The sequence below is a fragment of the Hymenobacter sp. YIM 151858-1 genome (assembly GCF_025979705.1).
Taxonomy (GTDB): domain Bacteria; phylum Bacteroidota; class Bacteroidia; order Cytophagales; family Hymenobacteraceae; genus Solirubrum.
Map to the genome: position 1 here is coordinate 1,956,314 of NZ_CP110136.1, position 13,671 is coordinate 1,969,984.

At 63.5% G+C, this 13,671-nt stretch carries 13 protein-coding genes; 8 read left to right on the plus strand and 5 right to left on the minus strand.

All coding sequences use genetic code 11. From position 1 onward, the window contains the following. Nucleotides 1-35: 35 nt before the first annotated feature. Complete coding sequence (locus tag OIS50_RS08705) at nucleotides 36-320, plus strand: hypothetical protein (protein ID WP_264693929.1); 285 nt, start codon at nucleotides 36-38, stop codon at nucleotides 318-320. A 99-nt stretch (nucleotides 321-419) separates the two neighbouring features. On the opposite strand, the gene paaN is transcribed toward OIS50_RS08705, so the two are convergent. Beyond that, the gene (gene paaN / locus OIS50_RS08710) at nucleotides 420-2,093 is read right to left on the minus strand and encodes a phenylacetic acid degradation protein PaaN (protein ID WP_264693931.1); all 1,674 of its coding nucleotides are present in this window, start codon (nucleotides 2,091-2,093) and stop codon (nucleotides 420-422) included. A gap of 116 nt (nucleotides 2,094-2,209) precedes the next feature. Between paaN and OIS50_RS08715 the strand changes: the two genes are divergently transcribed. The 4 genes from OIS50_RS08715 (at nucleotide 2,210) to OIS50_RS08730 (ending at nucleotide 7,920) form a co-directional block, all read left to right on the plus strand. Next, the gene (locus OIS50_RS08715; protein WP_264693933.1) at nucleotides 2,210-5,032 is read left to right on the plus strand and encodes a S8 family serine peptidase; all 2,823 of its coding nucleotides are present in this window, start codon (nucleotides 2,210-2,212) and stop codon (nucleotides 5,030-5,032) included. Between the two features lie 324 nt (nucleotides 5,033-5,356). Continuing rightward, the gene (locus OIS50_RS08720; RefSeq protein ID WP_264693935.1) at nucleotides 5,357-6,115 is read left to right on the plus strand and encodes an MlaE family ABC transporter permease; all 759 of its coding nucleotides are present in this window, start codon (nucleotides 5,357-5,359) and stop codon (nucleotides 6,113-6,115) included. Between the two features lie 8 nt (nucleotides 6,116-6,123). Then, the gene (locus OIS50_RS08725; RefSeq protein WP_264693937.1) at nucleotides 6,124-6,915 is read left to right on the plus strand and encodes an ABC transporter ATP-binding protein; all 792 of its coding nucleotides are present in this window, start codon (nucleotides 6,124-6,126) and stop codon (nucleotides 6,913-6,915) included. Nucleotides 6,916-6,927: 12 nt separating this feature from the next. Next, nucleotides 6,928-7,920 (plus strand): MlaD family protein, encoded by a 993-nt coding sequence (locus tag OIS50_RS08730; RefSeq protein ID WP_264693939.1) that lies wholly within the window; start codon nucleotides 6,928-6,930, stop codon nucleotides 7,918-7,920. Between the two features lie 147 nt (nucleotides 7,921-8,067). On the opposite strand, the gene OIS50_RS08735 is transcribed toward OIS50_RS08730, so the two are convergent. Both OIS50_RS08735 and OIS50_RS08740 read right to left on the minus strand, forming a co-directional pair. Beyond that, nucleotides 8,068-9,396, minus strand: coding sequence for a Y-family DNA polymerase (locus OIS50_RS08735; protein ID WP_264693940.1), 1,329 nt, complete (start codon nucleotides 9,394-9,396; stop codon nucleotides 8,068-8,070). Nucleotides 9,397-9,408: 12 nt separating this feature from the next. Then, the gene (locus tag OIS50_RS08740) at nucleotides 9,409-9,891 is read right to left on the minus strand and encodes a LexA family protein (protein ID WP_264693942.1); all 483 of its coding nucleotides are present in this window, start codon (nucleotides 9,889-9,891) and stop codon (nucleotides 9,409-9,411) included. A 230-nt stretch (nucleotides 9,892-10,121) separates the two neighbouring features. Here OIS50_RS08740 and OIS50_RS08745 point away from each other — a divergent pair, with 230 nt between their 5' ends. Beyond that, nucleotides 10,122-10,379, plus strand: a complete 258-nt coding sequence (locus OIS50_RS08745; RefSeq protein WP_264693944.1) for a hypothetical protein — start codon at nucleotides 10,122-10,124, stop codon at nucleotides 10,377-10,379. Nucleotides 10,380-10,480: 101 nt separating this feature from the next. On the opposite strand, the gene OIS50_RS08750 is transcribed toward OIS50_RS08745, so the two are convergent. Continuing rightward, a complete protein-coding gene (locus OIS50_RS08750) occupies nucleotides 10,481-11,035 on the minus strand; it encodes a metal-dependent hydrolase (RefSeq protein WP_264693946.1) in 555 nt (184 codons plus the stop codon). A 161-nt stretch (nucleotides 11,036-11,196) separates the two neighbouring features. Here OIS50_RS08750 and OIS50_RS08755 point away from each other — a divergent pair, with 161 nt between their 5' ends. Further along, nucleotides 11,197-11,616, plus strand: a complete 420-nt coding sequence (locus OIS50_RS08755) for a hypothetical protein (RefSeq protein ID WP_264693948.1) — start codon at nucleotides 11,197-11,199, stop codon at nucleotides 11,614-11,616. A 156-nt stretch (nucleotides 11,617-11,772) separates the two neighbouring features. Further along, nucleotides 11,773-12,633 carry an SDR family oxidoreductase gene (locus OIS50_RS08760; protein WP_264693950.1) on the plus strand — a complete coding sequence of 287 codons (861 nt, stop codon included), beginning with the start codon at nucleotides 11,773-11,775 and terminating at the stop codon, nucleotides 12,631-12,633. 53 nt (nucleotides 12,634-12,686) lie between these two features. On the opposite strand, the gene OIS50_RS08765 is transcribed toward OIS50_RS08760, so the two are convergent. After that, nucleotides 12,687-13,667, minus strand: coding sequence for an ABC transporter ATP-binding protein (locus OIS50_RS08765; RefSeq protein ID WP_264693952.1), 981 nt, complete (start codon nucleotides 13,665-13,667; stop codon nucleotides 12,687-12,689). Nucleotides 13,668-13,671 lie beyond the last annotated feature (4 nt).

A 13,671-nucleotide genomic window follows, 5' to 3' on the forward strand; every position in this document is an offset into this window, starting at 1 on the left:
GCTGCGGCTGGACGCCACCTATAACCCGCGCCCCCATGAAAATCTCGACCCCATTGCTCGCGCTCGGCATGCTTGTGCTTGGCGGCGCTTGCACCCAGGATAAAGTACTGCAACAGCCCAAAAGCTACGGCAACGTAAACGCAAAGCCACAGCGCCGCGCCAACGACAAATCGTCGTTCCGCCGGGAGCCGCGCACGGTTGGCTTCGGCGTTGATATGAACGCCAGGAACCCTTACAAATTCCGCACGGTAAAGTCGCCCAAGGCGTACCGCTACACCAAGCCCGTAACGGCTAAGCCCCAACGCGGCGCCTCGCAGTAGCCGCTTCAGAGCCACCGACCAACAAAAACGCCCCGGCGCCAAACGGCACCGGGGCGTTTTTTGTCAATTAATAATTATTAATTACTAATTATTAATTCTTTAGGCCGCCGGTTCGCGGAAGCCGACCCAGGTAAAGCGCTTGAGCACAAACTCGGGGTTGGTGAAGGAAGCGTTGCCGGCGGGGTTGCCGCCGGTTACGTGGAAGTCGGAGAAAGCCGCGTTCTGGTTCACGTAGATACCGCCCGTCAGGTTGAAGCTGACGGCCGTGCCGGCCAGGCTCATCTGATCCATAATCTCCTCTTTCAGCTCGGCATCGGTGGTGTAAGCCGCGCAGCTGATGGCGCCGTGCTCCCGGGCCAGCTCGGCGGCCAGCTTCACGCTCTCGTGCGAGTCGCGGGTTTTGATGGCCAGCATGATGGGCCCGAACAGCTCCTGGCTGAAGTGCTCCTTCTGGGTGGCATCAACCTCGTAGAGCGCAGGCGAGCAGGTGCGGGCATTCTGGAACATGGGGTTCTCCACTTTGCCGTGCGCCAGCACGTTGCGGTGGCCGCTCTGCGTCATCTGCTCCACGCGCTGGTGCGTGGCCGGGTTCTGGATGGCACCCAGCACGTGCGGAGCCGCCTTGGGGTTGGTAGCCAGGCCCTGCACAGCGCCGGCCAGCTTCTGCACCACTTCATCGAAGGGCACCAGCGTGCCGGCCACCTTCACGCCCTCGGCCGGGATGAAGAAGTTTTGCGGGGCGGTGCACATCTGACCCGAGTACAGGCTAACCGAGAAGGCCAGGTTCTGGGCCACCTTGTCGAGGTCGTCGCACGAGTCGAGGATAACCGAGTTCACACCGGTTTTCTCGGTGAAGACGGTTTTGCCCTTGCTCTGCAGGCTCTCGATGTAGTTGCCGAACTCGGTGCCGCCGGTGTAGTCGATCAGCTTTACGGCGGGGTGCTCGGCCAGCTCCTTGGTGATGAGGCGGTCGTCGGCATCAACGGCCAGCTGGCAGATGGTGGCGGGCAGGCCGTGGGCCACCAGCACTTTCTGCACCTCGGCCACCACAATGGCAATGGGCAGCACGGCCTTGGGGTGCGGCTTAATGATAACGGGGTTGCCGGTTACCAGCGAGGCGTACATGCCGGGCACGGTGTTCCAGGTCGGGAACGTGGAGCAGCCGATAACCAGCGCCACGCCCTTGGGCACCGGGCGCCACGATTTGTTCAGGCTGATGGTGTACTTGCCCATGGGCTTGTCCCAGCGGGTTTCTTCGGGGAAGCGCGTTTGCTCCTCGTAGCCGGCGGCCACGGCCTCCAGGGCGCGGTCGGCGGCGTGGGGCCCACTGGCTTGGAACGACATCATAAACGCCTGCCCCGTGGTGTGCATGGTGGCGTAGCCGATTTCGAAGAAGCGCTGCTTCATGCCTTCCAGGCTCTCGATGAGCAGAGCGGCACGGTCGGCGGGCTTCAGCTTACGCCACGCATCAAACGCCTGCTGGGCGTTGCGCACCAGCGTTTCGGGGGCGTAGTAAGGGTATTTGATACCTAGGGCTGCCTGCTCGTAGGGCGACTCCTCCTGGCCGGCCCAGGCCTCGGGCTGGCCTTGCTGCAGCTCCTGGAACTGCTGGCCCCGGCGACCTAGGAAAGCCTCACGGCCTTGGGCATCGGCATCGGCACCGTACACATCGGGCGAGGGGTTTTCGGGGTAATGGGCGAAGAACGTGCGGCCGTGCAGGGCTTGCACAGCTTGCTCCAGGGTAGCCTGGTGCTTTTGGGTTGTAGCGGTCATAATCGGGAATTGAGGGAATGCAAAGCAACGTCGAGCGAAAAAGCTCGGCCATGTGTCGCGGCGGGGCTAAATTTACGTAGTTAAGGCACACCTGCCCCATCACATCATTTGCATCGATGAAACAGCTTTTACGCCTGCTGTTTTTTACCCATAGCTGGCTGCTGCTTTCGGGGGTAGTTGCTGCGCAACCGGGCCCAACTGCCGCCACCGAGGCCGCGCCTACCTTGCCGGGCACGGCGGTGTTTAAGCTGCGCGAGGGTGTTGCCCTTACTTACGTGGAGCGCGCCCTAGGTCAACTGGGGGCCAAGGGCGTGCAGCAGAAGTTCCCAAGGGCGGTGCCGCCTTCGGCCGATTTGCCGGGCAGCGTGGAGCTGCGCACCATTTACCAGTTCAGCTACCCCGCCGAGCTGCCGTTTGGCAAGGTGCGGCAAACCCTGCTGAGCACCGGCGCCCTGGAGTACGTGGAGCCGCTTTACCAACGCGCGCCCTTGTACCAGCCCAACGACCCGCTGGCCGACTCAACCAAAGCCGATGGGCAGTACCACCTGAAGCTGATTAAAGCCTACTCGGGCTGGAATTTGAGCAAGGGCGACACTTCGGTGGTAATTGGCATTACCGACAGCGGCGTGCTGTTCAACCACCAGGATTTGCGCGGGCAAGCCAAGCTGAACTACGCCGACCCCATCAACGGCATCGACGACGACCGCGACGGGTACATCGACAACTTTCGGGGCTGGGACACCGGCGACAACGACAACGACCCCACGGCCTCAATCCCGCGCAGTGGCTTGTTTAGCCACGGCACGCTGGTAACCGGCGCCGCCGCCGCCGCCGCCGACAACGGCAAGGGCGTAGCGGGCGTGGGTTTTAAGTGCCGTTTCATGCACATCAAAATATACCCGCAAACGCCCGAGGGCGCGTTTGGGGGCTACGAAGGCATTGTGTACGCCGCCGACCACGGCTGCAAAATCATCAACATCTCGTGGGGCGGCGTGGGCGGCAAGTCGCAGTTCGAGCAGGATGTGTGCACCTATGCGGCCGTAAACCGCGACGCCGTGCTGGTGGCCGCCGCCGGCAACACCAACGCCGAGCTCGACTTTTACCCGGCGTCGTACGACCACGTGCTGTCCGTGGCGGGCCTGTCGGATTTCGACGAGCAAACCATTACCTACAGCTACCACGTGGGCCTGAGCGCGCCCGGCCGGCGCATACTTACCACCCTCTACGACGCCGAAGACGCCTACACGCCGGTGGGCGGCTCGTCGTTTGCGGCGCCGCTGGTAGCCGGGGCGGCGGGGTTGGTGCGCAGCCTGTATCCGCAGCTTTCGGCGGCGCAGGTAGTGGCCGTGCTGCGCCGCTCCGCCGACGATATTTACGGCATACCCCGCAACGCCCCGCTGGCGGGCCGCCTGGGCTCGGGCCGCCTGAACGCACACCGCGCGCTGGCCCTGGGGGCCAACCAAACGGCTGTGCGGGTGCTCGGCCACCGCCTCAGCAAGCCGCGCTTGCTGGCCGGCGACACGGCCCGCCTGGCGCTTACCATCCAAAACCTGCTGCAGCCGGTGCCGGGCCTCACGCTCAGCATCAGCTCGCTTACGCCGCAGCTTAGCCTGGGCAGCGGCAGCACCGCGGCCCTAGGTACCTTGGGTACCAATGCCACGGCCACCGTGCCGGTGCAGCTGAGCATTGCCCCCAACACGCCAGCCAGCACCCGCGCCGTGCTGCGCTGCCGCTTTACCGCGCCCAACGGCTTTGCGGCCGATGAGTACGTGACCTTGGAGCTGAACCCCGATTACGTGGTGCTCGCGGCCAACAACCTGCACCTTACCCTTACCAGCCGCAGCAACCTGGGCTACGATAGCGGCAACACCGAAATCGGCGCCGGTATTACCTACCGCAACTCGCCGGTGCTGCTGAGCGAAGGCGGCTTGCTGGTGGCCACCGGCCCCGCCAAAGTAGCCGACCGCCTGCGCGGCGTGCCCGCCAACCGCCCCGATCAGGACTTTTTCCGGCAACAGGCCATAGCCATGCAAACGGCCACGGCCGCTATGCAGCGCGCCACCGGGGCGTTTCAGGATTCGTTGCCGAGCCAGAGCAACGGCCGCACCCTAGGGGTGCGCGTGCGCCAGCGGGCCATGGCCTGGGCCGGCCCCGCCCCCGCCGACCGCGACTATGCCATTGTGGAATACACCTTGCGCAACCTCTCGCCCGATACCTGGCAAACCCTGCACGCCGGCTTGTTTATGGACTGGGACCTGCCCGCCGAAGCCGGCCGCAACCTGGCCGCGTACGACTCGGCCCGCGCCCTGGGCTACGTGCACGATGCGCTGAACCCTAGGTTGTTTGCGGGCGTGCGGCTGCTGGGGCCCGCGGCCCCTGCCACGGCCTCGTACTACGCCCTCGACAACGCGGCGCCCACCACGGCCGCGGTAAGCCTGCGCGACGGGTTTTCGTCGGCCGAGAAATTCCTGACACTTAGCTCGGGCCGCCGGCAACGCACCGCTGGTACGCCCACCGGCTCCGATGTATCGCACGTAGTGGGCGCGGCCCTAGGTCGGCTGGCCCCCAACGACTCGGTAACGGTGGCTTTTGCCGTGCTGGCGGCTCCTACCCTGGCCGAGCTGCAAGCCGCCGCCGATGCCGCCCAGCTGCGCTACGCCCAGGTGCTGCCCACGCGCCCCACAGTGGCACAGCAGGCCAGTTGGGCCGTATTCCCCAACCCCAGCCACGGGCGCCTGCAGGTGCAATTGCCCCCCAACGCCGCCGCTGGCTCGGTGCTGGTGCTGCGCAACAACCTAGGGCAGCAGGTGCGCACGTGGCTGGTAACGCAAGCCACCACCGAGCTGCAACTGCTTGCTTTGCCCGCGGGCGTGTACCTGCTGCAGTGGCAATTGGCCGGCGGCCAGGTGCTTACGCGGCGGGTGGTGCTGCAGCCGTAGCAACGGCCAGGCTTGGCACCTCGGCTTTTTGCCGTAATTACCCCTGCTTGATACTGCGCTGCGACGGCTCTACTTGGCAGCTTCGTCGCAGCGCAGCTGTTTCTTACCACGGCATTTATACTCCCGAAGATCAAGCACGAAATCGGAGCAACGTGCACAAGGTGGCCGGAATTAGGTTAGATTATGCCGTTGGCGCAACAATTGGCATTGCTTGCACCAACGGTAGGCGGCACCGTAAGCGTGCCGCATGATTAGGTCGCTCACACCAGTTGCCCCATTCGCCGGCCTGGCTAACCGGTTGGCCCAACTTCATTGCGCACGCTCATGAAGGCGAGAGAGTTTCTGGACGACGCCGGCAGGCTAACGCTCTTTACCGCACGTTTTTTCCGCGAGGGTTTTCAACCGCGCTACGAGGTAAGCGAGTGGCTCTACCAGTGCTACGTAATCGGCTATCAATCCTTGCCGCTGGTGGGCGTAACCGGCTTTATCATGGGCATGGTGCTCACGCTGCAAAGCCGCCCAACCATGGTGCAGTTTGGGGCCGAGTCGTGGATTCCGGCAATGGTGGGGCTGACGATTATCCGCGAAATGGGCCCGATTATCACCGCCTTGATTTTTGCCGGCAAGGTGGGCTCCAGCATCGGGGCCGAGCTGGGCTCCATGCGCGTAACCGAGCAGATCGACGCCATGGAGGTATCGGGCACCAACCCGTTTAAGTACCTCGTTGTTACGCGCGTGTTGGCCGCCACCCTTATGCTGCCGGTGCTCACCATCCTGGCCGATGGCATTGCCTTGTTCGCGTCTTACCTAGGGCTCAACCTACAGGGCGTTACCACTTTGGCGCTGTACATCAACAACATTCTGGAGAGCCTGACCTTTGGCGACGTGCTGCCGGCGTTCGGCAAAACGTTCTTTTTCGGGTTTGCCGTAGGCATGATCGGTTGCTACAAAGGCTACAATTCAACTAAGGGCACGGAGGGCGTAGGGCAGGCCGCCAACTCAGCGGTGGTAGTGGCCTCGCTGGTCATCTTTGTGCTCGATTTGCTGGCCGTGCAAATCACCGGCCTGCTTGGCCTTAACTAAAGCCTCCCATGCACTCCGGATCGACACTAGCACCTAGGGCATTTCCGACAGCTGCGGAAACCGCGGTCGGTTCCGATACGGTCGTTGCCGTGGAGCACGTGTATAAATCGTTCGGCGACAACCACGTGCTGCAGGATTTCTCGCTGCTCCTGCGCCGCGGCGAAAACGTGGTGGTGCTTGGCAAGTCGGGCTCGGGCAAATCGGTGCTGATCAAGTGCATCATCGGGCTGCTCGTGCCCGATGCAGGCCAGATTACCGTGCTCGGCCAAGACGTTACCCGCCTCGACCACCAGGCCATGGATCAGTTGCGGGCACGGGTGGGCTTTTTGTTCCAGAGCAACGCGCTTTACGACTCCATGACTGTGCGCGAAAACCTGCTGTTTCCGCTGCGGCGCCACTGGCTGCGCCACCGCCGCGGCGAGGAAGAAGAGCTGATTCGGCAGGCGCTGGCCGACGTAGGCCTGGAGCAAACGGGCGCCATGATGCCGGCGGAGCTTTCGGGCGGCATGCGCAAGCGCATTGCCCTGGCCCGCACACTCATTCTGCGGCCGGAGATTATCCTGTACGACGAACCCACCACGGGGCTCGACCCGGTGACTTCGCGCGAAATCAGCCAGCTGATTCGCCAGGTACAGCAAAAGTATGGCACCTCGGCCCTTATCATCTCGCACGACCTGAGCTGCGTGCGGCTTACGGCCGACCGCGTGGCGCTGCTGCGCGACGGCCGCTGCTACGCCGAGGGCACCTACGCCCAACTGCAGCAGCGCCCGGAGCCGGCCATCCACGAGTTCTTTATTTAAAGCTTCGTTTGTATGTCGCAGCGTACTCCTGGAAACCACGTTCGCCTTGGGCTGTTTGTGCTCGTTGGTTTGGGCGGCCTGCTCGTGACGCTGTTTTTGCTCGGCCGTCAGCAAAACCTGTTCAGCCGCAGCTTGCTGGTGCAAGCCGATTTCCGCAACGTATCGGGGCTGCTGACGGGCAACAACGTGCGCTTGGGCGGCATTCCGGTGGGTACGGTGCGCCGTATTCAGATCATCAACGATACCACCATTCGCGTAACCATGCGCCTGAACCGCGACGTGCAGCCCTACGTGCGCCGCAATACTGTGGCCAGCATTGGCACCGATGGGTTGGTGGGCAATACCATCATCAACCTGCTCGCGCAGCCCGGCCCGGCCCCGGCCGTTGCGCCCGGCGACCGGCTGCCCACCCGCGTGCCCCTAGGTATCGACGACCTGCTGGTTACCCTGCAGGGCTCGGGCCAGAACCTGATTGGCATTACGCAGGACATGCGTGCCGTTACTGCCCGCCTCAACAACAGCGAGGCACTTTGGCAGCTGCTGAGCGACGAGCAGCTGGCGGCCAATGTGCGCCATAGCCTGCGCAGTGCTGCGCGCGCTGCCACCAGCCTCGAAACCGCCGCAGCCGATGTGCAGCGCCTCACCCGGCAGGTGCGCCAGGGCCGCGGGGCCGCGGGCTACCTCCTCACCGATACCAGCTTGGTCGGTAACCTGGCCCACACCAGCCGGCAACTGGCCGGCAGCTCCGATACGTTGGCGGCCTTGCTAACCACGCTGCAAGGGCAGGTGCACCGTGGCACCGGCCCACTGGGCACCCTGCTCACCGATACAGCCATGAGCCGCCAGCTGCGCCAGAGCGTGGAGCACGTGGAGCGCGGCACGGCGGGTTTCAGCCGCAGCATGGAGGCCCTGGAGCACAACTTTTTGGTGCGCGGTTACCTGCGTCGGCAACGCAAAAAGCAAGCGGCCGCAGCCCCAAGCGACCAAGCCGAGCCCGTGAAATAGCCGCACGTCCGGCCCCCGGGTCTGCTTTCGGGCAGGTGCTTTAGCGAGCTTCCGGCTTGGGTTGCTAATCATACCCTTGCCGTAGGCTAGCCGGCCAAGTTTTGGCACCTAGGGTAGCCGCGGCTGGTTCCGTAGCTGCAGTAGTTGTCAGGCCTTGGGGTTCGCGTCGCCGATACGCCAGAGCTGCTCCCAGTTGGTGGTAAACTGCGGCGATACGTACTCGCAGCGCCCCTGCCACGACAGCGCCTTGGTGCCGGCCGCGGCATAGCGCACCTTGGCCCGCCCGAAGCGTTTGTTGAGCGCATCCAGCGCCTCCATCAGCTGCTTGCTTTTCTGGCGGGCTTCGGGCGCTTCAAACAAGCCTAATTGCACCTGGCCTTCGGGCTCGAGGCCGGCGCACACCACCCCGGCGCGGGTGTAGCTGGTGCCCGCCCGGCGCAGGCGCTTCAGGGCATCTAGGGCGTAGTGCGTTAGCTGGCCGGTGTCGTTGGTGGCGCAGGGCAGTGCAATGGTGGTGCTGAAGGTAGAGGGCCCCGGCTTGGGCGAAAACCGATCGGTGCCGAGCAGCACCGTGAGCAGGTGCGCGGCCAGGCCTTCGGCCCGGAGCTTTTCGGCGGCGCGGGCAGCAAACGTGGCCACGGCTTCGCGCAGCTTTTGCTCGTCGGCAATGGGGCGCGTAAACGAGCGCGTGCAGGCGGCACTCTGGCGGTGCGGGGCCCTAGGTCCGAGGGTGGTTTCGTCGTCGGGCAGGCGGGCTTCCAGCTCCAGGCACGACTGGCCGTGCAGCTCGTACCACAGCCGCTCGCCCACCACGCCGCCCAGGTGCTGGCGCACCCAGGCGCGGGGCTTGGCCGCCAGGGCCGCGGCGGTGCAAATATTCTGCTCGTACAGCTTGCGGGCATAGCGGTGGCCAATGCCCCACACGTCCTCCACAGCGGTGCGCTCCAGAGCTTCGAGCCGCTGGGCATCGGTACCCAGCACCCAAATGCGTTCGGTTTCGGGGCGTTTGCGGGCTAAGCGGTTGGCCATTTTGGCCAGCACTTTGGTAGGTGCCACGCCCACGGCGGTGGGTATGCCCACGTGCTGCTTCACCGTTTCGCGGATGCGGCCGGCGTAGTCCTCCAGCCCCTGGGGTGCCCAGTAGCGCATGCCCCCTAGGTTCAGAAAAGCCTCGTCGATGGAGTATACCTCTACCTCCGGGGCAAAGTCGCAGAGTACGCGCACCACGCGCCGGCTCATGTCGCCGTAGAGGGCGTAGTTGGAGGAAAAAACCTTTACTGCGTGCTCCTGCAGCGTGGGTTTTACCAGGTGAAAAGCGTCGCCCATTTTCAGCCCCAGGGCCTTGGCTTCGTCGGAGCGCGAAATCAGGCAGCCATCGTTGTTGCTGAGCACCACCACGGGCACGCCCTCGTAGCGCGGCTGAAACACCCGCTCGCACGACACATAAAAGTTGTTGCAGTCGACCAGGGCAAACATAGCGGTAGCTACCTAGGCGCGGCGGCGCAGGTTATTCACCTGCCCGAGCACGCGGCTGCGCTTTTCGCGGAAGGCATGGATTACGTGCGTCACCACCCCAAACACAATCAGCTCGCTGCCTTCGTGGAGGCGGATGATGGGGTAGCGCGGGTTTTCGGGCTCGAGCCAGGTTTGGGTGCCCTCGCGGCGCAGGCGCTTCACGGTATGCTCGCCATCGAGCACGGCCACCACAATGCAGCCATCGGCCGGCTCCAAAGCGCGGTCGACGGCGATGATGTCGTTGTGGCGAATGCCGGCGCCGTTCATGGAGTCGCCGGTTACGCGGGCCAGAAACGTAGAGGCCGGATGCGCAAACAACAGCTCGTGCAGGTTGAGCGGGGCGTCGAGGTGGTCGTCGGCCGGCGAGGGAAAGCCCGCCGGCACCACGCAGGCAAAGAGCGGCAGCGTAAGGCCGGCCCAATCGGTGCTAATAGAAAATGGCGTAATGCGCGTCATAGAACGAGCCGACCCCCACTTAGCCGTTGGCCGGCGCTGCTATTTACTAAATTTTTTAGCATATAGTTTTCAAACTGCGTCAGATTAGTTCCCGAGGAGTAAACTTTTTGATTCTGATGCGGCCGCCACAGCCAGGCATAATCATATTATTTACGCGATTAATGCCCTGATTTCACCAATTTTTCTTACCTAATATTTTTAGTTTATGCTGAATATCCTTATTTTTGGATATGCGCAGAACGAAGAAGACACAGCTTCCTACTCCTACTCCCGTACAGCAATACGCCCGCTGCATCGACGCCGCACGTCGGCCCGAAGACCACATCGGCGACTGGCCCGAGCGCGGCGCGGTGTACCCGGTAGAGTACCGGCTGAATGCCCGTACCAAAGAGCCGCAGGTGCACGTGCTTGGCTTCTATGCCGAGCAGCCCTACGGCGCATTCGCTACCCGCCGCTTCGAGCCCGTAGCGGAGGTGTGGCTGAATTAGCCAACCCGTTTCTGTTCCATCGTCGGCCGCCTTTGTGCGGCCGTTTTTTTTGCGGTGGGCTGATGCCGCCATACGGCGTTGCTCGCCCTAGGTGCGCCTTATTAATTACCTGTCGCAGAGGTGTTTGGGGCTGCCCGGCGCCGGAGCAGGCGCGCCAATAGCACTGCCACGCCCACCGGTAGCCACAGCCACAGCAGTTCGCTCAGCAACGTAGCCACACCCCGCATCGAAATGAAGCCCGCTCCGATGGGCGACACGCGCACGGGCCGCCACGGCAAAAAGTACCGCTCGTTGCTGAACGGCGCCAGCAGCGCCACACCCAGGCCGCCGTTGGTGAGCATATCAAGCACCGGATGCGAGGCCGTAGCCACTGCAAACCAAGCCGCCAACGCCCAGCGCGGCTCCGGCCGGGTGCGCGGCCACGCAAAAAAGCCCATCAGCAGGCCCACCAGCGCGGCAAACACCAACGAGTGGGTAAAGCCGCGGTGCCCCCACATGCTTTCGTACGGAATACCGAGCCTGAAGGTAACGGCATCGAAATCGGGCAAGATGGCGCATAGCGCCGTAAGCCACCAGAAGCGGGCTGGCAACGGCCGCACATGCAGCGCCCGACCTAGGCCGGCAGCTACCGCAGCGTGGGAAAAGATAGTGGGCATGGTAGCTGCGAAGAAACCCGAAGCCCGGCAGTCCGCCAAATACCGCCTGCGCTTCCAACTGGCAGCGCCATAGGCCACAGAATGCGCACCTGGGCTCAAAGCGCGGTGGCGCCGCATGTAACCGGGCGTGTAACTTTACCTTTTCTGCACTGCTGAATCTCATGGAAAACGCCACGCCCGAGCCGGTTTATGCCATACCGACCTCTTATCGCCGCATGGAAAACCTGCACATCGTGTTCTGGCTGCTTAAGGACGTGAGCTGGTGCATGGTCTGGAAAACCCTCGGCATTGCCATGATATTTCCGACGCTGGCCATTGCCGCAATTATTGCCTGGCGCACCCGCCACCTAAAGTCGGAGCTGGCCCACAACTTGGCCATCGTGCTCTGGATTTCGGCCAACTCCTACTGGATGGTCAGCGAATTTTTCCATTTCGACGAGGTGCTTGTTGGCGGGCTGATTACCGGCAAACACCTGGCGCTGGTGCCTTTTACGCTGGGTTTGCTGGTGCTGGCCTACTACTACCTTTTCCTGAAGCCGCGCGAAGCCGACACACAGCCTGAGCAGGTAGCTACGCTGTAAGTCCACGCCTGCAACCGCCCAATCTGCTGTTGGCGAAGGCGCTGCGTAGCTCTTGGCACGTTTGCTGAATTGTCTCAATTTGTACGACACGCTCCCACGTTTGCATAGCTAACAAACGTCATGTACCCGCCCGGGCAAAAGCGCGTACTTGCCGGCATGACTCGTATCCTGCTCACGGGGGCCACCGGCAACGTAGGCGCCGCCACGCTCGCGCACCTGCTGCAAACTCCCAACGTAGCCAGTCGGCTGGTGGCTGCCGTGCGCCCTGGCGCGGCTGCCTCGCTGCCCGAGGGCGTAGCCACCGTTCCGCTCGATTTCACCGACCCCGCCACGTACCAGCCCGCGCTGCAAGGCATCGAGCGGCTGCTGCTGGTGCGCCCGCCCGAGCTGAGCGACGTGCGGCGCTATCTGCGGCCGTTTATCGAGCGGGCGCAGCTGAGCGGGGTGCGCCATGTGGTGTTTCTGTCGTTGCAGGGCGCGCAATACAACTGGTTTGCCCCGCACCACAAGGTAGAGGCCGATTTGCGCCGCTCGGGCATGGGCTGGACGATGCTGCGCCCCAGCTTTTTTATGCAGAACCTGAGCACCACGCACCGCTTCGACATCCGCGACAACCACCAGATTCTGCTGCCGGCGGGCCAGGGCCGCACGGCGTTTATCGATGTACGCGACATTGGCACCGTGGCGGCACGGGTGCTGCTGCAGCCCGGCGAGCTGCCCAACGCCGCCTACGAGCTAACCGGCGCCGAGGCCCTGACCTACGGCGAGGTGGCCGCCACGCTTACGCAGGTGCTGGGCCGCCCCATCCGCTACCGCGCAGCGGGCATCGGCGAGTTTCGGCAACACATGCTGGCCCACGGCTTTGCGCCGGCGTTTATCAACGTGATGATCGGTATTTACTCGGTAGCCCGCCTGGGCTTGGCCGCGCGGGTAACCAACACCACCGCCGAGCTGCTGGGCCGCGCCCCGATTACGTTCCGGCAATTTGCCCACGACTACCGAAGCAGCTGGCAATAGCGGCCCTAGGTGAGGCAAACGCCCTTAACCGCAGGCAGCCCGCCGGGGCGCCGCTACACGTACCACACGGTTTCGGGCCGAGCGGTTACGTGCACCGCGTCGCCCACGGCCAGCTGGTTGTCGGTGGTTCGGATGGTAACTGAGGCGCCGGCCAGCTCGGCCCGCAGCTCCTGGTAGCTGCCGTAGTAGGTTACTTCCGTAACGGTGCCTGCCAGCCCTTGGCCCGGCGCCACCAGTTGCAGGTTTTCGGGCCGCAGCAACAGGGCTTTGCGGTTGGGCCGCAGCCCTAGGTGCTGCGCAAAAGCTTTGTGCGCAGCACCCCGCAGCAGGTTGTAGCTCCCAAACAGCGCTGCCACGTACTCGCTGGCGGGCTGCCGATACACTTGCTGGGGCGTGCCGCGCTGCACTATGGCGCCGTGCTGCATCACCAGCATTTCGTCGGCCCACGAGAGGGTATCCAAGGGGTCGTGCGAAATGAGGGTGCAGGTAATGCCCAACCGCTCGCTGATGTCGCGGATTACGGCCTTGAGCGTGGTTTTGTGGCCGATATCGAGGTTGGAGAAGGGCTCATCGAGCAGCAGCAACCTAGGCGCACCTAGCAGCAGCTTGGCCAAGGCAATGCGCTGCCGCTCGCCGCCCGAAAGCTGGTTGGTTTTGCGCTTCAGCAAGTGGCTGATCTGGCACACCTCGTACAGCGTTTCGGCCTCGTCGGCGGGTAGGGTGTTGGCGTATTGCAGCACCTGCTCCACGCGCAAAAACTTGGGCAGCTCAAACTGCTGCGAGAGGTAGGCAATGCCTTTGTGCCCCGGAATCAGCTTTTCGTGCGGGTCCTCCACTCGCTGCCCTTCAAACCACACCTCGCCCGACTTAGGCGACACCAACCCGGCTATGGTTTGCAGCAAGGTGCTTTTGCCCGAGCCCGTTTCGCCGGCAATGGCCAGCTTCTGAAACCGCTGCTGCGTGAAGCTGATGTCGCGCAGGCCGAAGTTGCCTTCTTCCTGAAAGTTGATTTCCGAGACGCGCAGTAGATCCATTCGG

Bases quoted from the DNA above. Each gene is read 5' to 3' on its own strand.
- OIS50_RS08705 (WP_264693929.1), top strand. From the start codon at position 36: ATGAAAATCTCGACCCCATTGCTCGCGCTCGGCATGCTTGTGCTTGGC.
- paaN (WP_264693931.1), bottom strand. From the start codon at position 2,093: ATGACCGCTACAACCCAAAAGCACCAGGCTACCCTGGAGCAAGCTGTG.
- OIS50_RS08715 (WP_264693933.1), top strand. From the start codon at position 2,210: ATGAAACAGCTTTTACGCCTGCTGTTTTTTACCCATAGCTGGCTGCTG.
- OIS50_RS08720 (WP_264693935.1), top strand. From the start codon at position 5,357: ATGAAGGCGAGAGAGTTTCTGGACGACGCCGGCAGGCTAACGCTCTTT.
- OIS50_RS08725 (WP_264693937.1), top strand. From the start codon at position 6,124: ATGCACTCCGGATCGACACTAGCACCTAGGGCATTTCCGACAGCTGCG.
- OIS50_RS08730 (WP_264693939.1), top strand. From the start codon at position 6,928: ATGTCGCAGCGTACTCCTGGAAACCACGTTCGCCTTGGGCTGTTTGTG.
- OIS50_RS08735 (WP_264693940.1), bottom strand. From the start codon at position 9,396: ATGTTTGCCCTGGTCGACTGCAACAACTTTTATGTGTCGTGCGAGCGG.
- OIS50_RS08740 (WP_264693942.1), bottom strand. From the start codon at position 9,891: ATGACGCGCATTACGCCATTTTCTATTAGCACCGATTGGGCCGGCCTT.
- OIS50_RS08745 (WP_264693944.1), top strand. From the start codon at position 10,122: ATGCGCAGAACGAAGAAGACACAGCTTCCTACTCCTACTCCCGTACAG.
- OIS50_RS08750 (WP_264693946.1), bottom strand. From the start codon at position 11,035: ATGCCCACTATCTTTTCCCACGCTGCGGTAGCTGCCGGCCTAGGTCGG.
- OIS50_RS08755 (WP_264693948.1), top strand. From the start codon at position 11,197: ATGGAAAACGCCACGCCCGAGCCGGTTTATGCCATACCGACCTCTTAT.
- OIS50_RS08760 (WP_264693950.1), top strand. From the start codon at position 11,773: ATGACTCGTATCCTGCTCACGGGGGCCACCGGCAACGTAGGCGCCGCC.
- OIS50_RS08765 (WP_264693952.1), bottom strand. From the start codon at position 13,667: ATGGATCTACTGCGCGTCTCGGAAATCAACTTTCAGGAAGAAGGCAAC.